Source organism: Frankia sp. AvcI1, assembly GCF_001420875.1.
GTDB classification, from domain to species: Bacteria; Actinomycetota; Actinomycetes; order Frankiales; family Frankiaceae; genus Frankia; species Frankia alni.
In genome coordinates, this window is record NZ_LJFZ01000026.1 from 80,482 (window position 1) to 105,225 (window position 24,744).

19 protein-coding genes and 27 pseudogenes are annotated in these 24,744 nt (G+C 73.6%); 10 read left to right on the top strand and 36 right to left on the bottom strand.

Annotated features, from left to right (window positions below):
* Position 1: 1 nt before the first annotated feature.
* The 7 genes and pseudogenes from UK94_RS63015 to UK94_RS23390 form a co-directional block, all read right to left on the bottom strand.
* Positions 2-455 (bottom strand): annotated as a pseudogene (locus UK94_RS63015) (ABC transporter substrate-binding protein); the annotation flags it as partial.
* Position 456: 1 nt separating this feature from the next.
* A pseudogene (locus UK94_RS76390) lies at positions 457-1,206 on the bottom strand (ABC transporter substrate-binding protein); the annotation flags it as partial.
* Between the two features lie 474 nt (positions 1,207-1,680).
* Positions 1,681-1,750 (bottom strand): hypothetical protein (locus UK94_RS74815; RefSeq protein WP_268761579.1); only part of this gene is annotated, 70 nt, incomplete at its 5' end.
* A gap of 1 nt (position 1,751) precedes the next feature.
* Positions 1,752-2,308 (bottom strand): annotated as a pseudogene (locus UK94_RS63025) (alpha-hydroxy-acid oxidizing protein); the annotation flags it as partial.
* Between the two features lies 1 nt (position 2,309).
* Positions 2,310-2,450: pseudogene (locus UK94_RS63030) on the bottom strand (alpha-hydroxy-acid oxidizing enzyme); the annotation flags it as partial.
* A 1-nt stretch (position 2,451) separates the two neighbouring features.
* Positions 2,452-2,859 (bottom strand): annotated as a pseudogene (locus UK94_RS63035) (alpha-hydroxy-acid oxidizing protein); the annotation flags it as partial.
* A 1,294-nt stretch (positions 2,860-4,153) separates the two neighbouring features.
* Positions 4,154-4,981 carry a hypothetical protein gene (locus tag UK94_RS23390; protein WP_055751518.1) on the bottom strand — a complete coding sequence of 276 codons (828 nt, stop codon included), beginning with the start codon at positions 4,979-4,981 and terminating at the stop codon, positions 4,154-4,156.
* Between the two features lie 149 nt (positions 4,982-5,130).
* Here UK94_RS23390 and UK94_RS23395 point away from each other — a divergent pair, with 149 nt between their 5' ends.
* On the top strand, positions 5,131-5,694 hold the full coding sequence (locus UK94_RS23395; RefSeq protein ID WP_011604715.1) for a YceI family protein: 564 nt from the start codon (positions 5,131-5,133) through the stop codon (positions 5,692-5,694).
* Positions 5,695-5,869: 175 nt separating this feature from the next.
* Here the strand turns inward: UK94_RS23395 and UK94_RS23400 are convergent.
* The 8 genes and pseudogenes from UK94_RS23400 to UK94_RS34065 form a co-directional block, all read right to left on the bottom strand.
* Positions 5,870-6,193 (bottom strand): annotated as a pseudogene (locus tag UK94_RS23400) (helix-turn-helix domain-containing protein); the annotation flags it as partial.
* A 53-nt stretch (positions 6,194-6,246) separates the two neighbouring features.
* A partial coding sequence (gene mftC / locus UK94_RS23405; RefSeq protein WP_235489407.1) for a mycofactocin radical SAM maturase occupies positions 6,247-7,417 on the bottom strand: 1,171 nt, incomplete at its 5' end.
* Between the two features lies 1 nt (position 7,418).
* A pseudogene (locus tag UK94_RS63040) lies at positions 7,419-7,521 on the bottom strand (hypothetical protein); the annotation flags it as partial.
* Positions 7,518-7,835 carry a mycofactocin biosynthesis chaperone MftB gene (gene mftB, locus UK94_RS23410; RefSeq protein ID WP_011604712.1) on the bottom strand — a complete coding sequence of 106 codons (318 nt, stop codon included), beginning with the start codon at positions 7,833-7,835 and terminating at the stop codon, positions 7,518-7,520. The pseudogene UK94_RS63040 and the gene mftB, both read right to left, overlap by 4 nt.
* Positions 7,836-7,843: 8 nt before the next feature.
* Positions 7,844-7,954, bottom strand: coding sequence for a mycofactocin precursor MftA (gene mftA, locus UK94_RS23415; protein ID WP_041940585.1), 111 nt, complete (start codon positions 7,952-7,954; stop codon positions 7,844-7,846).
* A gap of 146 nt (positions 7,955-8,100) precedes the next feature.
* Positions 8,101-8,938 (bottom strand): LLM class flavin-dependent oxidoreductase (locus tag UK94_RS34060; protein WP_235489409.1); only part of this gene is annotated, 838 nt, incomplete at its 5' end.
* Positions 8,939-8,977: 39 nt separating this feature from the next.
* A pseudogene (locus UK94_RS63050) lies at positions 8,978-9,099 on the bottom strand (LLM class flavin-dependent oxidoreductase); the annotation flags it as partial.
* Between the two features lie 2 nt (positions 9,100-9,101).
* Positions 9,102-9,481: pseudogene (locus UK94_RS34065) on the bottom strand (ATP-binding cassette domain-containing protein); the annotation flags it as partial.
* Between the two features lie 305 nt (positions 9,482-9,786).
* Between UK94_RS34065 and UK94_RS23430 the strand changes: the two are divergent.
* Complete coding sequence (locus UK94_RS23430; protein WP_055751522.1) at positions 9,787-10,467, top strand: TetR/AcrR family transcriptional regulator; 681 nt, start codon at positions 9,787-9,789, stop codon at positions 10,465-10,467.
* A 49-nt stretch (positions 10,468-10,516) separates the two neighbouring features.
* Here UK94_RS23430 and UK94_RS74820 read toward each other — a convergent pair.
* The 7 genes and pseudogenes from UK94_RS74820 to UK94_RS23445 form a co-directional block, all read right to left on the bottom strand.
* Positions 10,517-10,580 (bottom strand): hypothetical protein (locus UK94_RS74820; RefSeq protein WP_268761580.1); only part of this gene is annotated, 64 nt, incomplete at its 5' end.
* Position 10,581: 1 nt separating this feature from the next.
* Positions 10,582-11,123: pseudogene (locus UK94_RS63055) on the bottom strand (3-keto-5-aminohexanoate cleavage protein); the annotation flags it as partial.
* A 1-nt stretch (position 11,124) separates the two neighbouring features.
* Positions 11,125-11,257: pseudogene (locus UK94_RS63060) on the bottom strand (hypothetical protein); the annotation flags it as partial.
* 1 nt (position 11,258) lies between these two features.
* A pseudogene (locus UK94_RS63065) lies at positions 11,259-11,416 on the bottom strand (hypothetical protein); the annotation flags it as partial.
* Between the two features lie 97 nt (positions 11,417-11,513).
* On the bottom strand, positions 11,514-11,825 hold a 312-nt coding region (locus UK94_RS63070), incomplete at its 5' end, for an undecaprenyl diphosphate synthase family protein (RefSeq protein ID WP_235489411.1).
* A gap of 1 nt (position 11,826) precedes the next feature.
* Positions 11,827-12,290: pseudogene (locus UK94_RS63075) on the bottom strand (undecaprenyl diphosphate synthase family protein); the annotation flags it as partial.
* A gap of 374 nt (positions 12,291-12,664) precedes the next feature.
* Positions 12,665-13,175 (bottom strand): annotated as a pseudogene (locus UK94_RS23445) (helix-turn-helix domain-containing protein); the annotation flags it as partial.
* A 191-nt stretch (positions 13,176-13,366) separates the two neighbouring features.
* Between UK94_RS23445 and UK94_RS63080 the strand changes: the two are divergent.
* Positions 13,367-13,712: helix-turn-helix domain-containing protein (locus UK94_RS63080; protein WP_235489412.1), on the top strand; the 346-nt coding region annotated here is incomplete at its 3' end.
* 395 nt (positions 13,713-14,107) lie between these two features.
* Here UK94_RS63080 and UK94_RS63085 read toward each other — a convergent pair.
* From UK94_RS63085 to UK94_RS63135, 10 genes and pseudogenes are all read right to left on the bottom strand, one after another.
* Positions 14,108-14,595, bottom strand: a 488-nt coding sequence (locus UK94_RS63085; protein WP_268761575.1) for an acyl-CoA dehydrogenase family protein, incomplete at its 5' end; no start/stop codon positions are given.
* 1 nt (position 14,596) lies between these two features.
* Positions 14,597-14,928, bottom strand: a pseudogene (locus tag UK94_RS63090) (acyl-CoA dehydrogenase family protein); the annotation flags it as partial.
* Positions 14,929-14,966: 38 nt separating this feature from the next.
* Positions 14,967-15,075: pseudogene (locus UK94_RS74825) on the bottom strand (hypothetical protein); the annotation flags it as partial.
* Between the two features lies 1 nt (position 15,076).
* Positions 15,077-15,214, bottom strand: a pseudogene (locus UK94_RS63100) (acyl-CoA dehydrogenase); the annotation flags it as partial.
* Position 15,215: 1 nt separating this feature from the next.
* Positions 15,216-15,436, bottom strand: a pseudogene (locus UK94_RS63105) (acyl-CoA dehydrogenase); the annotation flags it as partial.
* 73 nt (positions 15,437-15,509) lie between these two features.
* The coding region (locus tag UK94_RS63110; RefSeq protein ID WP_235489416.1) for an SDR family oxidoreductase at positions 15,510-15,814 on the bottom strand (305 nt) is incomplete at its 5' end.
* Between the two features lies 1 nt (position 15,815).
* A pseudogene (locus tag UK94_RS63115) lies at positions 15,816-15,922 on the bottom strand (short-chain dehydrogenase); the annotation flags it as partial.
* Between the two features lies 1 nt (position 15,923).
* A pseudogene (locus UK94_RS63120) lies at positions 15,924-16,271 on the bottom strand (SDR family NAD(P)-dependent oxidoreductase); the annotation flags it as partial.
* Positions 16,272-16,552: 281 nt separating this feature from the next.
* A pseudogene (locus UK94_RS63130) lies at positions 16,553-16,925 on the bottom strand (phosphotransferase family protein); the annotation flags it as partial.
* A gap of 1 nt (position 16,926) precedes the next feature.
* Positions 16,927-17,458, bottom strand: a pseudogene (locus tag UK94_RS63135) (phosphotransferase); the annotation flags it as partial.
* Between the two features lie 56 nt (positions 17,459-17,514).
* Here UK94_RS63135 and UK94_RS63145 point away from each other — a divergent pair.
* A pseudogene (locus UK94_RS63145) lies at positions 17,515-17,607 on the top strand (TetR/AcrR family transcriptional regulator); the annotation flags it as partial.
* Position 17,608: 1 nt separating this feature from the next.
* Positions 17,609-17,809: pseudogene (locus tag UK94_RS63150) on the top strand (TetR/AcrR family transcriptional regulator); the annotation flags it as partial.
* A gap of 336 nt (positions 17,810-18,145) precedes the next feature.
* Here the strand turns inward: UK94_RS63150 and UK94_RS23475 are convergent.
* Entirely contained in the window at positions 18,146-19,594 is a 1,449-nt protein-coding gene (locus UK94_RS23475) for a TetR family transcriptional regulator (RefSeq protein ID WP_055751530.1), read from the bottom strand.
* A gap of 506 nt (positions 19,595-20,100) precedes the next feature.
* On the opposite strand from UK94_RS23475, the gene UK94_RS23480 reads away from it, so the two are divergent.
* The 5 genes and pseudogenes from UK94_RS23480 to UK94_RS63170 form a co-directional block, all read left to right on the top strand.
* On the top strand, positions 20,101-20,973 hold an 873-nt coding region (locus UK94_RS23480), incomplete at its 3' end, for a Gfo/Idh/MocA family oxidoreductase (protein WP_235489419.1).
* A gap of 45 nt (positions 20,974-21,018) precedes the next feature.
* Positions 21,019-21,183, top strand: a pseudogene (locus tag UK94_RS63165) (gfo/Idh/MocA family oxidoreductase); the annotation flags it as partial.
* 88 nt (positions 21,184-21,271) lie between these two features.
* Positions 21,272-21,568, top strand: a complete 297-nt coding sequence (locus UK94_RS23485) for a hypothetical protein (protein ID WP_011604696.1) — start codon at positions 21,272-21,274, stop codon at positions 21,566-21,568.
* A 359-nt stretch (positions 21,569-21,927) separates the two neighbouring features.
* On the top strand, positions 21,928-22,703 hold a 776-nt coding region (locus UK94_RS23490; protein WP_313949577.1), incomplete at its 3' end, for an ABC transporter substrate-binding protein.
* Position 22,704: 1 nt separating this feature from the next.
* Positions 22,705-23,037, top strand: a pseudogene (locus UK94_RS63170) (ABC transporter substrate-binding protein); the annotation flags it as partial.
* A gap of 25 nt (positions 23,038-23,062) precedes the next feature.
* On the opposite strand, the gene UK94_RS23495 reads toward UK94_RS63170, so the two are convergent.
* From UK94_RS23495 to UK94_RS63180, 3 genes and pseudogenes are all read right to left on the bottom strand, one after another.
* Positions 23,063-24,529: a fatty acid--CoA ligase family protein gene (locus tag UK94_RS23495; RefSeq protein ID WP_011604694.1), complete on the bottom strand. Its 1,467-nt coding sequence runs from the start codon at positions 24,527-24,529 to the stop codon at positions 23,063-23,065.
* Positions 24,522-24,678, bottom strand: a 157-nt coding sequence (locus tag UK94_RS63175; RefSeq protein WP_235489465.1) for an aldehyde dehydrogenase family protein, incomplete at its 5' end; no start/stop codon positions are given. The genes UK94_RS23495 and UK94_RS63175, both read right to left, overlap by 8 nt.
* Before the next feature lies 1 nt (position 24,679).
* Positions 24,680-24,744, bottom strand: a pseudogene (locus UK94_RS63180) (hypothetical protein); the annotation flags it as partial.

Below are 24,744 nucleotides of genomic sequence, written 5' to 3' on the forward strand. Positions count from 1 at the left end.
NGTGCGCATCCCGGCGACGAAGGACTGCCGGGTGGGGCAGGGTCCCGCGGCCTGCAACCCGCGCAGGAGCAGGTCGGTGTCGATGTAGCCGATCAGGCCGAACTCCTGCTCGGGGTCGTCCGTCTGCGGCGAGTAGCGCGCCATCACGTCGAGGTAGTGCGCCACCGGGACGCCCCCGGCCTCGAACGGCCGGTAGAACACCGGGACGTACACCCCGGCCAGGTCGGGGCCGTGGCGGCGCAGCAGGCTGTGGTCGTAGCCGCTCATCGACAGCACCACCTTCGGGCTCCCCCCGACGTCGCGGACCGCGCGCAGCACCGGCGGCAGGGCCGTGGGGGTGAGCATCGTGACGATGGTGTCCGCGCCGGAGTCGACGATCTGGCGGGCGACGTCGCTCACGCTGTCCGCGCCGGGGGTGTAGGCGTGGCTGCCGGCAACCTGCACGCCGAGCGCCTNCAGGCTCTGCCCGACCCGCAGGGTCGCGCCGGAGACCCCCGCGGACATCGCGCTGTACAGCAGGAAGGCGGACGTGCCGCCGCGGTCATGGACGAAGCGGCCGTAGGTGTCGATCGGCGCGCCGAGGGTGTTGGAGAACGAGAACATGTTGCCGTACCGCGCCCAGACGTCCTCGGCGGCGAGGCCCACCGTGGGGATTCCCCGGTCGGCGAGGTACTTCGCGCTGCCGGTGGCGGCGACGGTGAACTCCAGCAGGCCGAACGCGCCGCGCTGGTCGACCAGCTCCCGGGCACCGTTGAGGTTCCCCTGGGCGGTGCCGGCGTCGTCACGCCAGTCGTAGACGACCTTCCGCCCGTTGATCCCGCCGGCGGCGTTGATCTCGCCGAGGCGGGCGTCCACACCGGCCCGCAGCCCTGGAAACGCGCCGGCGAGCAGGCCCGAGTCGGGGTAGAGCAGGCCGACCCGGACCTCGTCGGGCGTCACCCCCGGCGCCGCCCTGCCCCCGGTGCAGGACGCCGCCGAGGAGGTCGTCCCCGAGCACCCGGTCCCGACGACCAGCCCCAGCAGGACCGTCGACATTCCCAGTATCGCCGGCAACCTCGGCTTCACCGGAACTCTCGGTCTCGCCGGAGCTCGCACTTTCGCAGGCCTGCCCAGTTTCGCAGGCCTGCCCAGTTTCGCAGGCCTGCTCTGTTTCGCAGGCCTGCTCTGTTTCGCAGGCCTGCTCAGTTTCACGGCACAGCGACGCATTCGAAGGTGACCCCCATGCTGACGCGGCGCACCGCCACCACGAACGGCTCCGCAAAACGGTTCGGAATCATTCAGCCAGAATGGTCACTACGGTCGGGCGGCTTCGGCGCGGAACCGTCGTCGGTGCGCGCCGCCGCCGAGGGGCCGTCCGATCCGGAGCGGAGAAGACGACCACCGAAAGCATTGACCTGTCCAGACTGCCCGGCACGTCTCGGTCGGGCCGCCGCCGGCCGGAACCGAATGCGGTTTCCGGTCGGTGAAACGACAGTACTAAGCCATCCAGCACCTGGGGTCACATTGCGATGACGACACGGCATGGCACGATGGTGCACGGCACCGGGCCCCCGAAGCAATATGCAAGAGAAACGCGGTTCGGGGTGCAACAAGAAGTTGCACCCCGAACCGCGTCACCGGTAATCCGTTTCCAGTTTGTATCCGGATGGTTTCTCTACCCATCCGGTCGACCGTGGACAGTTAGACTTTCCGGTCGATCGCGAAGCCGGCCGGGACGAGGATGTCCTCTGGCGACAGTTCGTGCAGTGACNCATGGCCGAGCCCCAGCAGCGTCTCGCTCACGCCCTGCCGGAGGATCTCCAGCACGTTCGTCACCCCCCGCTCGCCGCCGGCAGCCATGCCGAACAGGGCGGCGCGGCCGATCAGCACCGCACGCGCGCCGAGCGCGAGCGCCTTGACGACGTCGCTGCCGCGGCGGATCCCGCCGTCGAGCAGCACCTCCACCTGGTCACCCACCGCGTCGACGACGCCGGGCAGGCAGCGGATCGACGCCGGGGTGGAGTCGAGGTTGTTACCGCCGTGGTTCGACACCGAGATCGCGCTCGCGCCGACGTCCACCGCGCGGCGGGCGTCGTCCGGCCGGGTGATCCCCTTGATCATGAAGGGGCCGCCCCACTGCTCGCGCAGCCAGGCCAGGTCCGACCAGGTGGGCGGGGGCGTGCCGATCCACTGACCGTAGGCACCGAAGAAGGTCGGCGGAGTGGCCTCACGCGGGCCGAGGTTGGGCACACCGAGGTCGGGCAGCGAGCGGCTGCGCAGCCAGCGGGCGAGATAGCCCGGGCGCAGGGCGACCTGCGGGGCGTAGCGGNCCATCGCCCTGAGGTCGAGCTTCTCCGGGATGAACGGGCTGCCCCAGTCCCGCCGCGAGTCGAACACCCAGTCCAGCGTCACGATCAGGCCCTTGGCGCCCGCCGACCGGGCGCGCTCGGCACGGGCGAGAATCTCCTCGCNCGACCCCACCCAGTAGGTCTGGAACAGCAGCTTGTCGTTGACCGCGCCGACCTCCTCGACCGGCTTGGAGGCGAACGAGGACAGGCCCATCGCCGTGCCCGCGCCGGCGGCAGCCCGGGCGACGGCGACCTCGCCGTCGGGATGGACCGCCTGCACCCCGGTCGGCGAGATGAGCACCGGGAAGCTGATCTGCTGCCCCATCACCGTCGTCGACAGGTCGCGGGTCGCCGGCAGGTCGGCGACGCGGGGCCGGATCTTGAGCTCACCGAACGCGTCGACGTTGTCGTTCATCGTCACGCCGGCCTCGGTCCCGGCGACGAGCGCCTGGTACACCCCCCGCGGCAGCCGCTTACGCGCCCTGCGCTGGGCCTCGGCAACCGTTTCGAACCATGTCCTTGTGCTGGCCATCGCACTCCCACCNCGTCGTGTCCGCCCNCCGCCGACCGGCGAGACGGGCCCCGGATGCCTCGCCCGGCCGGGCAGCCGCGGGTGTCGGGACATCGGACGGCAGGGTCGGGCACGATTTGGCACCGAGTGCCACTATAGCGATGCCGGTGACGGTACGCACCGGTCGACCGGACGGGACAATCCGAGGTGTGCGCCGGCCGTTCGCCCACGAGTTCGTCCTGGTCCTGGCGCCCGGCGGCGACGAGCGNGCGCCCGGCGCCGCGATCACGGCGGCGCTGTGCGGGCACTGGGACCATCCCCCACCGTGCCCGCTGGCCTCCCACCACACCGCGATCGCGAACGAGCACGGGACGCTGCGGCTGCGCACCCTGTTCGCCACCGAACCGGACCGGGCCGACGAGGTCCGCGCCCGCATGACGACCGCCCTGGCCGCCGGTCACCTGCCCGTGGCTCACCCGCCCGGCGAGCCCGCCGCCGCGACACCGCGCACGCGGTGGCGGCTCGTGACAGGCCGGCCGAGCGAGGTCCGCCCGGACGAGGCCGAGCATGCCCGGCGCCTCGTGGCCGGCTGACCGCCGCGGACCGAACCAGCCGAGGGCGCTACGAACGAGGGCGCTACGACATTCTTCGTCCCCCTCTGCAGTCGTTCGCGCACGGAATCGTGCCGAGGGATAGACACGCTTTTCGGCCTGAAAACCGTGCCCAAGCCTCGGCATGATGTGGCCGTGTTCTGGCCGCGTTCTGGCCGGGGCGGCGGCCGGGAGCNCCGGCGGNAGTGGTCGCGCGCAGCAGGCGGAGTCGGTGGACGGCTCCCAGGCCGCGTCGCCGACGGCGATCAGACAGCTCGTCTGCGCCACCCGATCCGGATCCCGTCGGGGCGAGGACGTGGGCACACGCGGTGGTCCCGGCGCTCGGGATCGTCAGGGACGTCGGGCTGACGTCCGACGGCGCGGCGCGGTTGCGTGGAATCCGCATGACCGTGTCACGTGCTCGCGGCGGCGGCGATCGCGCAGCGTGCTGGCGGCTGGTGGGTGTTCGGCGCCGGTCCCCCGCACACCGCAGCAACCACCCTGCCTGCCGTCGCCCTCAGTGACTAGGCGACCGAGGCTCGGCCCGGGCGCCGAACGGTCGCGCCGGCGCGGGGGCCGGGAGGCGGTTCCGCGGAACCGTAAGATCACCAGAGTTGGTTCGGGCTGAAGCAGTTTCGCACCTCACCAATCACGCACAGTGGCTAGAGTGCGAGGGCTGCGGNCCGCGGGGCAGGCGGGCTGCGGGGCAGGCGCGGCGGGGATCGTCAGGTGGAGGCGTGGCGGCGCGCCTGGCGGAACAGGTCGACGACGGCATCGACCGACCCGACGTCGGTCCAGGTGCGGGCGGCACCGAAGGAGGCGTTCCAGAAGCCGGTGGGAAGGCTCGGCGGCGGCAGCGGCGGGCCGACGTAGGCGTAGGGCGCCGCGAACGCCTCGTCGCCCGGCGACAGGCCGTAGTTGATCTGCCCGGCGCGGATCGCGAGGTCGAAGTGCTCCGGCCACAGCGTGGGCGGGCTCGGCGCGTCGGCGGCGATCTCGACCGACCAGCGGCGCAGCGCGGCGGCGCCCAGGGCGAACCAGTCGGCGAGGAGGCGGGCGGCGTCGGGGTCGATGTCCAGCGGCTCGTCGGGGTGGCAGGGGGTGGCCAGCCGGTAGACCGCCGCCGGGCCGCCCGGTTCGACGCCGGCCAGGTGCGCCGCCTCCCGCAGCGTCGTCAGCGGACTCCGCGCCGTCTCGGCGTCCCCGTCGCGCACGACCAGGTCGGTGCCGGCCACGGCCACGGTGCGCCCGGCGGGACCGAACGCAGGCGTGGCGAACCCGCCGGGGGTGACGGCCAGGCCGATGCGGCCGGTGGCCCGGTAACGCGCCGCCGCGAGGACATGCTCGGCGACGGCGTGCAGCGCGCGGCGGGTCCGGGCGAGTCCGTCGGGCTCGGCGCTGGGATTCGTTGCAGGACCAGGACCAGAACCACGAGCAGGACCAGGACCGGAGGTAGAGCCGGAACCACGAGCAGGACCAGGACCGGAGGTAGAGCCGGTACCACGAGCAGGGGCGGGAGCGGGCGGCGGCAGGGGCCCGGGTTCGGTGCTCATGCCGCCGACCCTCTCGCGGGTCGGCGCCGGGCGCCAGGGCGGCTCGAGCCCGGCCCCCCGGTGACTTGCATTTCGTTAGCCACTATCGTTTCGTACGCCCACCGTTGCAGCCGCAACGGTGTTCCGGCCCGACCGCCCCTGGAGGTCCCGTGACCGCCCCCTCGTCCGAGCTCGCACCGCTGCCGCTCGTCCCCGGTACCTGGACGCTCGACACGGCCCACTCCAGTGTCACCTTCCAGATCCGCCACCTCGGCGTCACCAACGTCCGCGGCCGGTTCGACACGTTCTCGGCGACCCTCGCCGTCGGCGAGTCGCTCCAGTCGGTCGCCGTCGACGCCTCGATCGACCTGGCGTCGATCAACACCAACCAGGCCGACCGGGACGCGCACCTGCGTTCCACCGACTTCTTCGACCTGGCCGCGCACCCGGCGATGACCTTCGTCTCGACCTCGATCTCCGGTAGCGGCGAGGAGTACGAGCTCACCGGCGACCTGAGCATCAACGGCGTCACCAAGCCGGTCACGTTCGCGGTGGAGTTCTACGGCGTCGACACCCACCCGGCCGACGGCCGCGTCCGCTCCGGGTTCTCGGCGACCGGCGAGATCAAGCGCAGTGACTACGGCATCAACTTCAACATGCCGCTCGGTGCCGGCAAGCTCGCCCTGGCCGACAAGGTGAAGATCGAGCTCGACCTGCAGTTCATCGCTCCCTGACCCACCCGCAAAGCCACGCTGCACAGCACCACAGCACCACAAGCCCCAGCACGCCACGGCACCGGGGCCGGCCGGGACGTCCCCGGTCCGCCCCGGCGTTCGCATGCCCGGACCCGGCGTTCGCATGCCCGGACGTCGTGGCTCAGCCGCAACCGGAGGCCGCCCGCGGGTCGGNGTGGACGAGATGCTCCTGCGCCCACAGTTCCAGGGCGTGCAGCGCCGGGCGCAGCGCCTCGCCGCAGGAGGTCAGCCGATAGCGGGTGGCCAGCGGCGGGCCGTCGAGGACCTCGCGCTCCACCAGCCCGGCCTGGGACAGCTCGGCCAGGCGCCCGGACAGCATCCGCTCGCTCACCCCGGGCACCAGCTTCGCGATCTCGGAGAAGCGGGCCGGCCCGGCCAGCAGCGTGCCGATGATCAGCCCGCTCCACCGCTTGCCCAGCAGGGCGAAGACCGGGGTGAGCGCCTGGCAGCTCACCGCGTCCGGCGGCATCGGGACCATGCGGTCATGCTAACGAGCCCGGCGCCGACGACCACCCGTTCGGTTGACACCCGTCAACGCGCGGCTCCGGCAGCGGGCAGGCCGGCGGCGGCCGGGTCGAAGCCGGCGAGGGGATCCTCCTGGCAGGCGCTGACCGGCGGCAGCGCCGGGGACAGCACGCTCGGCGCGCGGCCGATCGTCACCGGCACCGGCCCGCTGCCGCCGCGGCGCCCGGCGGCCCGCACGACCGTGCGGGAGTGGTCGACCGACGGCTTCGGCGGGGCGGTGTCCCCTCGGGCGAGCAGCGCGTCGACGCCGTGGCCGACCACGCACTCCGGGTCGGGGCCGTCGAGCGGCAGGCCGGTGAAGAACTTCGCCGCCATGCAGCCGCCCTGGCAGGCGTCGAAGTGCCCGCAGGACGCGCACGCCCCGGCGGACTGCGGCTCGCGCAGCGCCGCGAACAGCTCCGAGGTCCGCCACACCCCGGTGAAGCCGCCGGCGTCGCGCACGTTGCCGGCGAGGAACTCGTCGTGGATGGCGAACGGGCAGGCGTAGACGTCGCCGACCGGGTCGATCAGGCACACCACCCGGCCGGCTCCGCAGAGGTTCAGCCCCGGCAGCGCCTGGCCGTAGGCGGACAGGTGGAAGAAGGAGTCGCCGGTCAGGACGTTCTCGCCGGCGGCGACGAGCCAGTCGTAGAGTTCACGCTGCTGGGCGGCGGTCGGGTGCAGCTCGTCCCACACGTCGGCGCCGCGCCCGGACGGACGCAGCCGGGTCAGCCGCAGCTGGGCGCCGTAGCGGTCCGCCAGCGCGGCGAAGGCGTCGAGCTGGCCGACGTTCGCCCGGGTGACGACGACGGACAGCTTGAACCCGCGGAAGCCCGCCTCGGCCAGGTTCGCCATCGCGCGCACGGCGGTGTCGTACGAGCCGGCGCCGCGCACCGCGTCGTTGATCTCGGCGGTCGCACCGTCGAGGGAGATCTGCACGTCGACGTAGTCGCTGGCGGCGAGCCGGGTGGCGACCTCGGGGGTGATCCGCACGCCGTTGGTGGAGAACTTCACGCCGACGTGGTGGGCGGTGGCGTAGTCGACCAGCTCCCAGAAGTCGGCGCGCACGGTCGGTTCACCGCCGCCGATGTTGACGTAGAAGACCTGCATGCGTTCGAGCTCGTCGATGACCGCGCGGCACTCTGCGGTCGTCAGCTCGCGGGGGTCACGCCGTCCGGAGCTGGACAGGCAGTGCCGGNAGGCCAGGTTGCAGGCGTAGGTGAGCTCCCACGTCAGACAGATGGGAGCGGCGAGTCCGCGGGCGAAGTGGTCGACGAGACGCGCCGGGGCGGCGGAGGTCACGGGGTGCTCCCCTCGACGATCATGGAGGACGCGGCGAGGGTCGCCAGCGCCCGCTGGTAGCGGCCGAGATCCGCGGCGGGCAGCCCGACGGCGTCCGCCGCGGCCCGCGCGCTGGCATGCGCCGGCAGGGCCTCCACCAGCGCCAGCAGCCCGGGTTCCTTGAGGAACGACAGCTTGCGGGTGCCGAAGTGGTAGAGCAGCGCCCCGAACGACTCCGGCCGCACGGACACCTGGGGATGCAGCCGCCAGGCCCGGTCCAGGTCGAACGCGGCGGCGGCCGGCGGGAGGCCGGCCGCGCCGCGCTCGTCCGTCACGTCGGCGCTCAGTAGACGCCGCACATGCCGTCGATGGAGACCTCCTCGACGAGGAGGTCCGCCACGACCGGCTCCGCGGACGCCTCGACGGCCTGGTCGACCTGCACTGACTCCTCCATGAGCACTCCCCATCGCTAGAGCTGACCGGGTCCGGAACCGGTGTCGCGTGGTCCCGCCGCGCAGACGACTGTAATGGCACCGAGTGCCAAAGGGAAGATGTCGGACCAGAACGGGCAGGTCGGCCCGGGTCGAGGTGGGGGGACGGTCAGGCCGGTGGGGGGCGCCAGCCGAGGGCCGGGGCGACGGTGTGCGCCACGTCGTGGAGGACCTGCTCGTAGTCGCGGCGGTCGAACTCGTACGGCAGCTCCACCCGCAGCTCGGTCACCTCCCCCACCGCCGCGTCGGCCCGCAGCCCGTCGAGGATCCGCTGCGCGTCGCCGACGAGGTCGGGGGCGAACAGGGTCCGTCGCTCGCCGTGCGGGCGCAGGGTGCGCTCGTGGCGGGCGGCGGCGTACACCCGGTAACACTCCCGGGTGGCGCGGTCGGCGCTGTCGAAGGGCACGACGACCCGGCCGAGGGCCACCCGCGCCGGCCGGTCGGCGCCGATCAGGCGGCGGTACTCACGGATGAGGGTCCGCTGCGCGGTCACGAAGTCGTCCGTCCCCTCACCGGACACGATGTTTCCCGAGAGCAGGTTCAGGCCGTTCTCGCCGGTCCAGCGCACCGAGCGCAGGCTGCCCCCGCCGTACCAGAGCCGGTCGGCGAGGCCGGGTGCGTGCGGCTGCAGACGGGGACGCTGGCCGTTGCCCGGGGACTGGATGACGGTGTCGGCGTCGCCGAGACGGCCGCCGAGCAGGTTGTCGCGCAGCCGGGCGATGCGCCCGTAGGACAGGTCGAAACCACGCCAGTCGCCGTCGAAGACGAGGTCGGCGAGCAGCTCGGCGTGCGGCGGGGTACCGGCGCTGAGTCCCACCTGTAGCCGCCCGCCGGACAGCACGTCGGCGAGGGAGAGATCCTCGGCCAGCCGGAACGGGCTTTCGTACCCGATCGGGATGACCGCGGTGCCGAGCTGGATCCGCCGGGTCCGCTGGCCGGCGGCCGCGNGGAACACCGCCGCCGAGGACACCCCGTGCTCGAGGTGNCGCTGGCGGATCCAGGCGCCGTCGAAGCCGAGCCGTTCGGCGAACTCGAACAGCCGCAGGGTGTCCTCCAGGCCCGCGCGGGGGTCGTCGTCGGGATAGTTGCCCGGCGTGAGGAACGACAGCCCCGGGCGATCGCGACCCGCTGACGCTGCCCGCCGGAGAGCTCCGGGGGGCGGCGGTGCAGCGTCGCGGCCGGCAGCGCGACCCGGTCGAGCAGCGCGCGGGCGCGAGCCAGGCGCGAGGCCCGGTCGCCGACGCGGAACACCCGCAGCGGCTCGGTGATCACCTCGGCGACGGAGAACCGCGGGTTCAGCGAGGCGTAGGGGTTCTGGTAGATCAGCTGTGCCCGGCGGCGCAGGGCGCGCAGGCGGGCGCCGCGGGCGGCGGTGACGTCCTCGCTGTCGAGACGATCCGCCCGGCACTCGGCTCGGCCAGGCGCAGCACGAGCCGGGCCGTGGTCGACTTGCCCGACCCCGACTCGCCGACCAGGGCGACGATCTCGCCGGGGTGGACGTCGAGGTCGACGCCGCGCACCGCCTCGACCGCGCCGCCGCGCGCGGTACGACACCCGCAGCCCACGCAGGGCCAACAGGCCCGCCACGGCCCGGCCCGCCACCGCCGAGTCCGCCACCGCCGGGTCCGCCACCGCCGCGGCCGCGCAGGCCGGTGCGGATCGGCGCAGGCAGGGCGGGCCGGTGGATCGAGGGCGTCGCGGCGTCGGTGCCGTGGCGGCGGCGGGCCGCGGCCCGTCCTGGCCCGCGGACCGACTTGTTACCGTCGCTGCCTACGAGACGCGGAGGTGAACACGGATGAGCCGGCCCCAGCGAGGCGCCGAGACACAGCCGCCGGCCCGCACGGCCCGTGAGGTGGTCGAGGCCAAGGAACAGGCGATGCTGGCCGCCTCCCGGGCCGTCGTCGAGCTGTTCGTCGAGCGCGGCACGAACGACTTCACCATCCGGGAGCTCGCCGCGCACGCCGGCGTCTCGGAGCGGTCCTTCTACCGCTACTTCCCCCGCAAGGAGGACGTCGTGCGGCCCTTCCTGACCGCGGGGGCCGCGCGGATCGCCACCGAGCTGACCGAGCGGCCACCCGGCGAGCCGCTGCAGACCTCGCTGGCGGTCATCTGGGCCGCCTCCTGGGCGGCCACCCACGTCGAGCAGCTCCGGCAGCTTTACCGGGTGCTGCGCACCTCCGAAGGCTTCCGGGCCCAGTGGTTCCAGATCATGGCCGACAGCGAGCGGCTGTGGGCGGACGCCATCGCGGCGCGGCTGGGCCTCGAACCGCGCTCCCACCAGGCCGCGTTGGCCGCCGCGGTGGTCTCGGCGGCCGCCCGGCTGTCGACCGTGGACTACGGCGAGGCGGGCCACGGCGAGAGTCCCGCCGAGCTGTTCGCCACCGCCCTGGCGATGGTGGGTCCCAGGCTGTTCACCGCCCCCGGCTCACCGCCTCCGGCCCCGGTCCGGGAGAGCACGGACGCGGGGAGGGCCTGACAGGGACGGCGGACAGGGACGGGGGATGACAGGGACGGGAGATGAGAGGTCAGGCCGCCGCGGCCCGGATGCCCCGCAGGACGGCCTTCGCCTCGGCGCCGGTCGCCACCGGCNGGCCGACCTCGGCCGCCAGCGCGGCCGCGGCCTCGACGGTCTCCCGGTTGGTCATCGGGTTGAGCCCGGCCATGTCCTCGATGCCGACCCGGAGATGGCCGCCGCGTTCCAGGGCGTAGCGGGCCAGCTCGGACTCGAGCAGCACACCGCCCTGGATGCTGACCACCCACGGCAGGGTGGAGCCCGCCATCATCGACAGGTACATGTCGAGGGACTGTCTGGTGGGGGGCAGGCCGAAACCCGCGGTCGGCGCCCCGTTGATCAGGTACTGGCCGCCGAAGTACAGCTTGATGACGGAGCCGGCCGGGAACATGCCCCTGGCCTCGTAGGCGAGGGTCCAGCGCAGGTTGCTCGGGTCGTAGATCCCGATGCTCAGCGCGGCGCCGGTGCGACGGGCGAACGCGACGACCTCGTGCGCGGCCGCGTAGTCGGCGCCGCCCTGCCGGTGGCGCGACGGCAGCCCGTCCTCGTCGAGCACGGCGAACTGCGTCAGCCCCGGGTCCAGCGCCGCCATGGTGAGCAGGCCGGCGTGGGCCAGCGCCNGCAGGTGGGCGTTCTTCTCGGCCATGACCTGCTCGCCGCGCAGGTAGTCGTTGTAGAGGCAGGCGTGCGGGAAGGTCGCGAGCACCTCGCGCTGGATGCGCAGGACCTGGGCGACGGCCTCGTCGCGGGTCAGNCGGAAGTTGTGGTGATGGTGGATGACGCCGGCCCCGGCGGCCAGGGACTGCCGGGCCTCGTCGATGAGCTCCTCGGTGGTCTGCAGCTGCCGGCCGTCGCGCAGGGGGGAGATCGCCGCCTCGAGGACGACCGGAGCCGGATGGGACGTGGGAGTCATGGCCACTCTCCTTCAGTTCACGAAGGATGGTGACGCTAGCAGCCCATGGCAGTTTCTGCCATACGTGCCGCCCGGTGCCCGGCCGGCGGGCGGCTGCTCAGGCGCCGTGGCGCCGGCCGCGGGCGGCGAAGCTGCGCAGGGCGCGCAGGAAGTCGATCTCGCGGAACGCGGGCCAGTAGGCCTCGCAGAAGTACAGCTCCGAGTAGGCGCTCTGCCAGAGCAGGAAGTTCGACATCCGCTGCTCGCCGGAGGTCCGGATCACCAGGTCCGGGTCGGGTTGCCCGGCGGTGTAGAGGTGGCGGGCGATGTCGTCCATCCTCAGCGAGGCGGCGGCGTCGGCGAGGGAGTCGCCGGCCTCGGCGCGTTCGTACAGGTGCTCGCGCAGCGCCTCGATGACCTCCTGCCGCCCNCCGTAGCTGACGGCGAGGGTGACGTGGAACCCGGTCGTGACGGTGCGGGTCGTCTCGACGGCGTCCTTGAGCACCCGCGCGGTGCTGTCGGGCAGCGCGTCGAGCATGCCGGCGAGGTGGACCTGCCAGCGGGCGTCGGGCCGGGCGAGCCGGTCGCTGACGACCTGCTCGATGACCTGCATGAGGAAGGCGACCTCGGCGTCGCCGCGGCGCTGGAGGTTCTCGGTCGAGCAGACGAACACGGTGACGTGGCGGATGCCGACGGCCTCGCACCAGGACAGCACGTCCTCGGCGTGCTCGGCGCCGTAGCGGTGGCCCAGGCTGGGGTTGGCCAGGCCCATCTCGCGGGCCCAGCGGCGGTTGCCGTCCATGACCAGGCCGACGTGGGCCGGCAGCGGGCCGGCCATGACCTGCCGGCGCAGCCGCCGGCTGTAGAGCGCGTAGAGAAGAGGACCCGGCGTCATGTGTACTCCCCTACGGTCGACGTCCGCGCGCGGCGCGGCTCGACTCCCGGCCGGTACCGACCGGGATGGTGACGATNCCCGCCCAACGTGACCATCGTCCGGGGCGGGTTCGCGACCAGGGGGGATCAGCCCAGCCCCCGGTCAGCCCAGCCAGCCGGTCAGCCCGGCGCCGCGTCAGCCCGGCGTGCCGGTCAGCCCGGCGGCCTCGGGCGACGGCGGGAGGAACCGGCGGACGACGTCGTCCACCACCGCGGCGTAGGGCCGGTCCAGCCGCCCGCGCGCCCGCATCTCCAGGTAGCGCACGACGACGGCGTGGATGGCCAGCGCGTCCCACTCCGGCTGCGCGGCGGGCAGGCTGCCGTCGGTGCGCCCGNCTGCGAGGACCTCCGCGAGGATGCCCCGGTGCTCGGCGTAGATGTCCTCCAGGGCGTCGGCGATGCCGACGACGAGACCGACCTCCGGGGTCATGAACGTCCGCCCGTCCCGGCTGGCGCGTTCGTCCCAGCCGATCGCGAGCAGCTCCTCGATCCACGCCACGGCGGCGGCCCGGGCGTCGCCGGCCTCGCGCACCACCGCCCGCAGGCTGTCGCGCACCCCGGCGGCGGCCTCCCGCTGCATGGTCAGGACCAGCGCGTCCTTGGACGGGAAGTGCCGGTAGAAGGTGCGCCTGTTCACCCCGGCGCCGCGCAGGATGTCCTCCAGCGGCGTCGCCGCGCGCCCCTCCCGGCCGATCAGCCGGTGGGCGGCACGGATGATCGCGCGACGCTCCCGCTCGGCGCGGTCCGGGTCGTCGGCGGCAAGCCGGAGCACCGCCTCAGCCACTGGGGCCCATCCCGCCGGCACACCCCTTCGCGCTCGTCCTGACCGGTTGCCCGCACCGGCCACCGCACGACGGCGTCGACGGGTCGGCGGCGCANCCCGCTCCGGTCGGATGATACGGGAGACNGGATTCGCCGATCGCCGACCAGGCGCCGCACGGCGCACCCGGCCGCGTGGCCGAGCAGGTCACGTGTGTGAGCAACCTCTGACGCGTCCGTCACCGTTGCGTCGGCCCGCTCTCCTACACTGGGCTGACCATGGGCGACTCCACCTCCGCGGAGATCGTCGACGAGGGCGCGGCCCCCGACGACGATCCCCGGGACCTGCAGGTCGAGCCGGCCGGCACCGAGACCGCGGCCGGCCGGTTGGGCTGGCGCGCGGCGCGCACCCGCAACGCGATCCTCGACGCCTCCAAGAAGCTGTTCCTGGAGCGCGGGTACGCCGGCACCCGCATCAACAACATCACCGACGCCTGCGGCATCTCCCGCGCCGGTTTCTACACCTACTTCCGCGACAAGCGGGAGATCTTCGACACCCTGGGCCAGGCCACCTTCCGTGAGCTGCTCCAGGTCATCGCCGAGTGGGAGACGATCCCGCGGCCCTNCACCCGGGCCGACGCCGTGGCCTGGGTGTGGAAGTACTTCGCGTTCATGGACCAGCACGGCGCGTTCATCCTGTCGGCGCAGTCCGNCCCGGCCGACGAGAGCGTCGGCGCGGCGAGCAACAAGATGCAGATGCGGGTGGCCTGGCTGCTCGGGGTGCACCTGCGGGGTCGCCAGCGCACCCCGACCGACGCGCCCGAGGCGCTGGGCCTGGCGGTGCAGTCGATGATGGACCGCACCTGGTACCACTGCCACGCCCAGCACCTGCCGGTCGACGACGCCGACGTCGTCAACACCATCGGCGGGTTCATCACCGCGGTGCTCGAGGCCTGAGCCCCGGCGCCGTCACACTCCCGACACCGTCACACCCCCGGCGCCGTCACACCCCCGGCGCCGTCACACCCCCGACGGCGCCGCCGGCGGCCCCGCGGGCACCGACGGGACGGTGGCGACGCGGTCGCCGTACTTCTCCCGCACGGCGGCGAGGCGGCGGCCGAGGAACTCCTCGGGCCACGCCGGGTCGTCGGCCTCGTAGTGCCGCAGCAGCTGGCGGGCCAGGTTGACCTTGTGCGCCTCGGTGGGCCCGTCGGCGAGGCCGAGGGCGAGTCCGGTGGTGAACATGTCGACCAGCGGCAGCTGCTCGGTGATGCCGAGCCCGCCGTGGACCTGGATCGCCCGCAGCACGATCGACTGGATGACCTTCGGGGTGAGCACCTTCAGGGCCGCGATCTCGGTGCGGGCGGCGTGCTCTCCCTGCGTGTCGATGAGCCAGGCGGCGTGCAGCACGGCGAGGCGGAACGGCATCAGCTCGGTGTAGGAGTCGGCGACGAACCCCTGCACGAACTGCTTGTCGGCCAGCGAGCTGCCCTGGGTGAACCGGCTGCNCGCCCGCTGCCCCATCATGTCGATCGCCCGCTGGGCGACGCCGATCGCGCGCATGGCGTGGTGCAGCCGGCCGCCGGCCAGCCGGGACTGGGCCACCTCGAAGCCGCGCCCCTCCTGGCCGAGCAGCGCGTCCGCCGGCACCCGCACCCCCTCGTAGCGCACGAGGGAGTGGCCCGGCTCGTGGCGGTGCGCGCCGTAGACGTGGTGGCTGTCCTCGATCACCACGCCCGGGGTGTCGCGCGGGACGAGGAAGGTCGACGCGCCGTGGTGCACGGGGACGTCGGGATTGGTGATCGCGACGATGATGAGGAACGAGGCCACGGCGGCGTTGGNCGACCAGTACTTGCGGCCGTCGATCACCCACTCGTCNCCCTCGCGACGCGCCCGGGTGGTGAACACCCGCGGGTCGGCGCCGCCCTGCGGCTCCGTCATGGAGAAGCAGGAGAAGATCTCCCCGGCCAGCAGGGGCGCCAGGTAGCNCTCCTTCTGCTCCGGGGTGCCGAAGCGGGCGATGATCTCGGCGTTGCCGGTGTCGGGCGCCTGGGTGCCGAACACGATCGGCCCCCAGTCGGTGCGGCCGAGGATCTCGTTGAGCAGGGTCAGCTTCACCGCGCCGAANCCCTGCCCGCCGAGCTCCGGGCCCAGATGCGGCGCCCACAGGCCCTCGTCACGCACCCGCTGCTTGAGTGGGTCGACGATCTTCCGCCGTTCGTCGTCGAGGGGCAGGTACTCGCAGCCCGGGAACAGCACGTCGAGCGGGGCCACCTCGTCGCGCACGAACGCGCGGACCCACGCCAGCTTGGCCTCGAACTCGGCATCGGTCGAGAAGTCCCACGCCATGGCTATCGTCCTCCCAGCATTCGCGTTTCCTGCCGGCACCCGTGNCGGCGGCGGCTTCGGCGACGGTGGCGGCTCACGGGATGCCGCCGTCGACCCGCAGGGTCGCGCCGGAGGTGTAGCTGGACGCATCCGAGATCAGGTACAGCGCGGAGCCGACGATCTCGGGCGGGTCGCCGGCGCGCTGCAGCGCGTGCGACTTCGCCGCCTCGGCGACGGCGTCGAGGTCCCAGTGCCGGCTGACGTCGGTGTAGAACGGGCCGGACATGAGGGTGTTGACGCGCACGTGCGGACCGAGGGCGAGCGCGAGGCCCTCGGTGAGCGCGTTGAGGCCGGCCTTGGCCGCGGCGTAGGGCAGGATCGCCGGCGTCGGGCGGATGGNGCCGGTGGAGCTGACGTTGACGATGCAGCCGCGGCCCGCGGCCACCATCCGCTCCCCCACCAGCACCGACAACCGGAACGGACCCTTGAGGTTCAGGTTGACGACCGNGTCGAACAGCTTCTCGTTGACGTCGCCGAGGGTGTCGTACAGCGGCGACATCCCGGCGTTGTTGATCAGCGCGTCGACCTTGCCGAAGCGCTCGTAGGCGGCGTCGACGAGGCCGGGCAGCTCGTCCCAGCGCCCGACGTGCACCGCGTAGGGCAGGGCCTTGCGGCCGGTCTCGGCCTCGATCTCGGCGGCGGTGGCCGTGCAGGAGTCGAGGTCGCGGCTGGCGACGACGACGTCGGCCCCGCAGCGCGCCGCGCCGAAGGCGATCTCCCGACCGAGCCCGCGGCTGCCGCCGGTGACGAGCACGACGCGGTCGGTCAGGTCGAACAGGGTGTCGGCGTATCCCATGGTCAGNCTCTCCGGGCCGGCAGCGAGCGGGCGAGGTCGGCGGCGGTGGCCAGCAGTTGCAGCACCAGCGGCCCGAACGTCTCGACCTTGGGGTCGACCGTCCCGCCGCCGGTGAAGGCCGCATAGCTCTTTTCCAGCACCACGCCGAGCTTCCAGTTGGCCAGCACCAGGTAGTAGTCGATGTCCGCGGTCGAGCGTCCGCTCACCCGCTCATAGTGCTCCAGCAGCTCGGCCCGGCGCGGCATGCCGGAAACGTCGAGGTAGAAGCCCTCGGTGCGGGNCTCGTCGCCGTCCCAGCCGAGCAGCGCCCAGCCGAGGTCGAGCAGCGGGTCGCCGACCGTGGTCATCTCCCAGTCGATGATGGCGGCGAGCCGGGCCGGGGCGCCGTGCTGGAACATCACGTTGGCGAACTGGTAGTCGCCGTGCATGATCCCCGGTTCGAAGGTGGCCGGCCGGTTCGCCCGCAGCCAGGCCGCCGCCTCGTCGAGGCCGGGCAGCTCGCGGAAGCGGTAGGCGCCGAGGAACGTCAGCCAGCGGTCGACCTGGCGGTCGTGGAAGTTCTCCGGGCGGCCGAACCCCTCCAGCCCGCGGGCCCGCCAGTCGACCCGGGACAGCTTCGCGATGCCGTCGACGAGCTCGAACGCCAGCCCGCGGNGGGCGGCCGGGTCGGTGTCGAACGGGGCCGGCCAGGTCGCGGTCGGACTCCAGCCGTCGATGGCCCGCATGACGTAGAACGGCATTCCCAGCACGTCGCCGGTGGGGTCGCCGGCGACGAGCTCGGCGTGCGGCACGTCCGTCCCGCGCAGCGCGCGCAGCAGCCGCAGCTCCCGGCGCAGCCCGTCGACGCGAGACGCGCTCGCCGCCGCCGGGGGCATCCGCAGCACCGTGCGCTCGCCGCCCCGGGTCAGCGAGTACAGCTCGTTCTGCGAACCGCCGGTGAGCCGTTCGATGACGGGCAGCTCGCCCGCCCCGGGCACCTGCTCGGCGTCGAGCCAGCGGGCCAGCCGGGCAGCGTCGAGCGCCACGCCCTGCCTGGCTGGCTCAGTCGGGTTTCCCATCCGGACCTCCTCGTCGACGGGAGCGGGACGCTGCGCAGAATAGCATTCTGGTCCCCTCAGAACCAGATTCTGCGACATGGCCGGATCCGGCCCCGCTCCGCCCGCGGCGCACGGCACACTGGCAACCATGGAGTCGACCCGACTGGAGTGGGACGGAGCGCCCGCGTCCGTGCGCGCCGCCGTCNATCGGGCCCTGCGCCGCCACCAGCGCGACGCCCTCGACGAGCTCGAGCAGATCCTCGACGCCGCCCTGCGGGTGGCGGTGCGGGTCGCGCCGGNGGAGCCGCGGGTGAGCGACATCGTCGCCGAAGCCGGCACCTCCAACCAGACCTTCTACCGCTACTTCGCCGGCAAGGGCGAGCTGCTGCACGCCGTGATGGAGCGCGGCGTCCTACGGGTCCGCTCCTACCTGACCCACCAGATGGCCAAGGAGGCCAGCCCCGCCGACCAGGTCGCCGCCTGGGTGCAGGGGCTGCTGACNCAGCTCACCCTTCCCGAGATCGCCACCCAGAGCATTGCGATCAGNCGGCTCACATTGCGTTCGGGCGGCCCCGAACCGGGGCGGTCCACCCTCGACAACCAGCTCGGCGAGCTGCTGGTCACGCCCCTGGCCGCGGCCGGGCGCCCCCACCCGGAGCTGGACGCACGGGCGATCCTGGACGTGGTGCTCGGCGCGCTCGAGCGCCACGTCGCCACCGGCACGGGACCCGACACCGTGGAACGCGACCATCTCGTCACGTTCTGCACGGCCGTCGCCGGGCCGGCCTGACCCCGCCGCCCGCCCGGCGAGGCGGGTCGCTCAGCGGGGCGAGTCGCTCAGCGGGGCGAGTCGGCGGCGGGCAGGGGGGCGCGGGCGCCGAGCAGACCCCCGACGAGCAGGAGCGCGAGCGAGCGGTGGACGTCGTCGCGGTCGAGCACCGGATGGCGCTGCCAGGCGTGGTAGGGAAACTCGCCGAGCAGCACCCACAGCACGATGGCGGCCGCCGACGGGTCCAGCGACCGTCCCGGCGCCCACCGCGCCATCAGCCGCGCGGTGACCGCGTCGAGGTAACCGCGCAGCTGGCGGCTCAGCCGCTGCAGCGGCGCGGTCGGCAGGACCTCGGTCGTCCACACGTGCAGGGTGGGGCCGCGCTGTCGCAGCACGTCCAGCCAGCGGTCGATCCAGGCCAGGATGTCGTCCTCGTCCTCGGCGCGCAGCAGGTCGTCGAGGTGGGTGCAGATGTCGACCGCCGCCTGGTGGGCGAGCGTGGCGAAGACCGCGTACCGGTCCTCCCAGTACTGGTAGAACGTGCCGTGAGCGACGCCGGCCTCGGCGGTGATGTCGTCGACGCTCGTGCCGGCCAGCCCACCGCGCTCGAACGCCTGGTTGGCGGCGGCGAGGATGCGCCGGATCGTCGGTTCGGACCGCCGGGTGACCCGCCGGCGCAGGCCGAGCGGGGCCGTCTCGCGCCACGCGCCGAGCGGATCCGCGCGATCCGGGCAGCTGTCCAGCAGCAGGCCCGGCCAGGGCGGGGGGCCGCCGTCGGCGCCCACGGGACCGGCCGCACCCAGGGGACCGGCGGTGCCCGTGGGACCGGCGGTGCCCGTGGGACCGGCCAGCGGTGGGAACAACGAGGAGTGGATGATCGTCGCGAGCGTGGCGTGCATCGACGATTCGGGCGGCAGGACGCCGGGGCGGCGTGGATCGAGCACCACGTGCGTCCACTGCATGAGACTGATGATCGCGATCGCGAGGACGCGGGTGTCCACCGGACCGGCGCCGGCGAGCGCCAGCCGCGGGCGCATCTCCTCCGCGAGCTCGCGCAGGTACTGCTCGGAGGGGTCCTCCGGCATCAGGGCGTCGTCCGCGACCAGCGGCCAGGCGGCGAAGACGGGCGAGTGCCGGCGAAGGACGTCGTCGAGGCCCTCGAGCCAGGTGCGGAACTCCGCCAGCCCCGCCGGTCCGGGCTCGACGACCCGCTGACGTCGGAAATGGCGGACGAGGTCCCGCCCGAGTTGCTCGTAGAAGAGGGCGAACAGCTCGATCTTGCTCTGGAAGTACTGGTAGAAGGCCGTGTCCGAGCGGCCGGTGGCCTCCGTGATCGCCAGGATGCTGGTGCCGTGGTAGCCGCGCTGGGCGAACAGGTCGCGGGCCGCCGCCACGATCTCCGCACAGGCCCGCTCGCCCTCCGGACCGATCACGGGGCTGACCGGATACGGCTCGCGCCGCCGCGAGGGCAGGACCGGGTCGCGCTCGGGTTCGACCTCCACCCGGCGCCCCCTCACGCGTCCTCACCGTCGCCCGCCGCACCGTCGCCCGCCGCACCGTCGCCCACGGCCCACTCCGGGCATTCCCGCCTGCAAGTCTAGGGCGCCGGTCAGGCAGAAGACCCGCGACCGCCGTCCCACCGCCCCGATCGGGTCGGACCTGCGACCGCGTGCCCGGCTCGCGGGAAACGGTGGGCCGGTGCCGGGAACCCCTTCAGCCCGAAACCCGACGATGATGATCTTGGTGTTCCGCGGAACCGCGCCAGGCCGTCGGACGTGCGCCGGACGTCCCCGACGCCCGTGACCGGGCGGAGCCGANCCGACCGCCGGGCCTGCGTTGCCCCTCGTAGTGCTCCCGCACTAGTGTCTGATGTCTAGCGAATTAGCCTTGATTTTTGGGTAACGCAATGATGCGGCAGGGCGGCCGACGGCCGTCCCCTGGGAGGCGACATGACGGCGCGAGTGGTCCTGACGGCGCGAGTGGTCCTGACGGCGCGGATGGTTGCGACGGCGCGGGTGGTCCGATGACGCTGCGGGTGGGCATCGTGGGGGTCGGCTGGGGGGCGATCGTCCAGGCTCCGGCCTATCGGGCTGCGCAGGGGTACGAGCCGGTGGCCCTGTGCGCACGCACGCCGGAGCGGCTCGGGAAGGTGGCCGCCCGGCTCGGCATCGACGACACCTCGACCGACTGGCGCTCGTTCGTGCGCCGCGACGACCTCGATCTGATCTCGGTCGCCACCCCGACCGCGCTGCACCACGAGATCACCCTCGCCGCGCTGGACGCGGGCAAGGCCGTGCTGTGCGAGAAGCCGCTGGCCGCCGATTCGGCGCAGGCGCGGGAGATGGTCACCGCGGCGCAGGAGTCGGGCCGGCCGACCGGCTGCTGCTTCGAGAACCGCTGGAACCCGGAGTGGCTGGCCATCACCGACCAGGTGCGGGCCGGGCTGCTCGGCACCCCGCACGTGGCCCGGGTCAGCCGCAGTGCCTCCTACTGGCACCCCAGCCGGCCGCTGCAGGCCGCCTGGATGTACGACCGCGCCCAGGGCGGCGGCTACCTCGCCGGCATGCTCGTCCACGACCTGGACTTCGTCTGCTCGCTGCTGGGGCCGCCGGTGGCGGTGTGCGCCGACGTGCGCAGCTCGGTGCCGACGCGGGTGCTGCCCGACGGCGGGGAGCTGGCCGTGACCGCGGACGACACCTCCGCGGTGCTGCTGCGGCTCGCCTCCGGCGCGATCGCGATCCTGAGCGTCTCCACGATCGGCGCGAACGTCGACCACTTCCGCCTCGAGCTGCTGGGCGGGGACGGCACCATCGTCGCCGACGGCAGCCTGCGCCACACCTCCTACCAGGCCGGCCCGGCGAACGTGAAGGGGCTGGCGCCGCTGGCCCCGATCGAGNGCGAGCCCGCCTTCCCGCAGCACCTGCCCGAGGGCCTGNCCGGNCACGGCAGCCGGGCGATGGCGCTGATGCTCGAGGACTGGCTGCCCGCCTTCGACGGCCAGCCCACCCCGGTTCCCACGTTCACCGATGGGCTGCTCAGCCTGGAGATCATCGACGCGGCGCACCGGTCGTCCGAGGGCGCCGGCTGGGTTCCCATCGAGCTCTGACGCAGGGGTTCGAGCTCCGACGCGGGGTTCGAGCTCCGACGCGGGGGTCACAGTCCCCCGCGAGGATCGCAGAAAGGACGGTGTACGCATGACCGACGCAGAATCCAACCCCGCCGCCGTCCCGCAGCGCGAGGACACCGACGACCAGGATCTGCTCACCTACGGCGAGGTGGCGGTACGCCTCGCCGAGGAGGTCAGGGCGCAGGCCGTCCTGGTCACCGAGTTGGAAGGGGCCGAGCCGGTGGACGCCGAGCGCGTCGCGCGCGAGCGCGCCCGGCTCGCGGCGTTGCGCGACGCCCAGGAGCGCAACTCGCGGCGGCCGATCAACGACGAGAACTTCGAGCGTTTCTTCGGCTACCGCGGCACACCCCGCTACGAGTCCTGAGACCGCTCCAGGTTCCCCGGACCGCGCCGCCTTCCCGGCGGCCGGTCCGCGCCCGGTGAGCGGCGCCGACCCCCGCCCGCCGCCGGGCCCGGCGGCCCTCACCGCCTGTAACCCTTCCGCGCACGTACCCCTCGACCCCGGCGTTCCACGGCGCCGGGGCACATCTGTTTCCCTTTCCTGCCGTTCTCTTTCCCGCCGTTCTCCACTCTCTTCCCTGACCGTTCCCACGGGGGTTCACGATGCGTCGCCGTTCCTTGTCGTTATCCAGCGCTGCCGCCGTGNTGGCGTTAGTCGCCGCGGGGGTGAGCGCGTGCTCGTCCCCGGCGGCGTCGTCGGCGGGACCCTGTGACAGCCCGGGCGTGACCTCGTCGGAGGTCAGGCTCGGGCTTCTTTATCCCGACTCCGGGCCGACGGCGGCCTCGCTGGCCGCCACCCGCGCCGGGGTCGACGCCCGCATCGGCCAGGTGAACGCCGCCGGCGGCATCCACGGACGCAAGATCGTCTACGACTGGCGGGACGACCAGGGCGACCCCGGGTCCAACGGCGTCGCCGCGAAGGACCTGGTCGAGCGCCAGCAGGTCTTCGGCGTCCTGGAGTACTCCCTGGCCGCCGACGGCAGCGCCCAGTACCTCGCCGACCACGGCGTCCCGGTCGGCGGGCTGGCCACCGGCGACGTCTGGGCGAAGTACCGCAGCATGTTCTCGTTCTCCTCCACCACCGGCGCCGCGACCGACACCTACGGCACCTTCCTGCGCTCGCAGGGCGGGACGAAGGCCGTCCTGCTGCGGACCGCGCTGTCGGCCGGCGTCGGCAACACCAGCGCCAAGATGACCCAGAGCGCCCAGGCCGCCGGCATCCCCGTCGTCGGCGAGATCGCCTACACCGCGAACGCGGACAGCCCGGCGTCCGTCGCCCGGCGCATCGCCGACAGCGGCGCCGACACCCTGCTGACCGTCATCAACGCCCCCGACCTGCCGGCGGTCCTGACCGCCGTGCGCGCCGCCGGGGTGAACCTGCGCGTGGTCCTGTCGGTCAGCGGCTACGACACCCAGCTCCTGCACGACTCCGGCGGCGCACTGGCCGGCGTGACCATCCCGGTGTTCTACCGCCCGTTCGAGGCCGGCGGCCCGGCGATNGCGAACTACCGCACGTCGATGGCGCGCTACGCCCCGCAGGTCCCCAACCCGCAGCAGGAACTGGCGATGATCGCCTACATCGACACCGACCTGTTCCTGCGCGGGCTGACCGAGGCCGGCGCCTGCCCGACCCGCGAGGGCTTCGTCAACGCCCTCAACGCGGTGCACGACTACGACGCCGGCGGGCTGATCCAGCCGATGGACATCGCCCGCGACCGGGGCAAGCAGACCACCTGCTGGTCGTTCGTGCAGGCGAACCACACCGGTGACGCCTTCAGCGTGGTCCGCGAGAACCTCTGCGGCCACGAGCTGCCCGCCACCACCGGCTCCTGACGCCCGGCCCGTACCCGCCCTCGCGCTACGGCGACGTGCTGGCGGCGGTCTCGGCCGTCGCGGCGTCGTGACGGGCGCGCAGGGCGGGGCGGGTGAGCTTGCCGGCGGCGTTGAGCGGCAGCGCGTCCACGACGTACCAGTAGGCGGGCACCTTGAACCCGGCCAGCCGGTCGCGGACGAACTGGCGCAGCTCGTCGACGGGCGGCGGCCGGTCGGGGTCGGCGGGGACGACGAACGCGGCCAGCGTCTCCCCCAGCCGGGCGTCGGGCACCCCGACGATCCCGGCGTCGGCGATCCCGGGATGTTCGACGAGGGTGTGCTCGATCTCCAGCGGGTAGACGTTCTCCCCGCCGCGCACGATCATGTCGTTGCGCCGGCCGACGAGGTGCAGGTAGCCGTCGTCGTCGAGGAAGCCGAGATCGCCGCTGTGCAGCCAGCCGTCGGCGGCGTGCACGCTCAGGTGCGCCGCGGCGGCGAGCACCTCGCCGACCCCGGCGTCGTCCGGGTCGTCGATGCGCAGCCGCAGCCCGGGCACGGCCCGCCCGACGGTGGCGAGCAGGTCGGGGGCGCCGGCCGCGGCCCGGTCGTGGTCGGCCGGGGTCAGGCAGGTCAGCGGGCTGCCCTCGGTCTGGCCGAACAGGTTGACCAGGCGCACCCCGGGCAGCACCGCCTGCACCCGGCGCAGCGTCTCCGGGCTGATCGGCGACGCACCGTAGATCAGGGTGCGCAGCGGGACCGCGTCGAGCGTCCCCTCCGCCAGCAGCATCTCGATCATCGTCGGGACGAGCTGGCCGTGCGTGGCGCCCTGGTCGGCCAGGCCGGCCCACCACCGGTGGGTGAACCGGGACGTCGGCAGCACGGTCGCGCCGACGGTCACCGCGACGAGCGTGTTGCCGAGCCCGCCGATGTGGTGCAGCGGCGAACCCGTGGCGTAGCGGCTGTCCGGGCCGAGGTCGAGCAGGCCGGACAGCAGCTCGGTGCGCGCGGCGAGCACGTCCTGGGTGACCGGCACCCGCTTGGCCGCGCCCGTCGTCCCCGAGGTGTGCAGGTACAGCGCGACCGGTCCGCGCGGCACCGGCGGGGCCGCGCCCGACGCCCGCAGCGCCGGCACGGGTACCACCCGCGCCCCGGCCAGCGCCGCGGCCTCGGCCGCGACGGCGGCCCAGGCGGGTTCGGTGAGCAGGACGCCGGCGCCGGTGGCGCGCACCGGGCCGGCGAGTTCGGCGGCGGTCAGCCGGGGCCCGAGCGGGGCCACCGGACGGTCGGCCGCCGCCCCGCCGAGCAGGAGCGCCAGCGCGTCGGGGTTGCTGGTGAGCAGCGCCGGCACCGGCGCGCCGGCCAGGCCGCCGAGCCCGGTGAGGAACTCGGCGGCGTGCGTCGCCCGCCCGACGAGCTCGGCGCCGCTGACCGGCCCGCCGGCGTCGAGCACCGCCGGGCGGGCGCTGCCCGCATGCGCCGCGACGACACGCTCCCACCAGCCCCCGTCAGGCACTGACGTAGCCGACGGTCTTGGCCTCCGTGTAGGAGGCGAAGCCCTCCAGGCCGCCCTGCCGCCCCAGGCCGCTCTGCTTGAAGCCCCCGTAGGGGCCGTCGGAGCCGTAGAACATCCCGCCGTTGACGTTGATGCTGCCCGTGCGGATGNGCCGGGCGACGCCCAACCCCCGCTCGACCGACGCCGAGTACACCCCGCCGGACAGGCCGTACGGG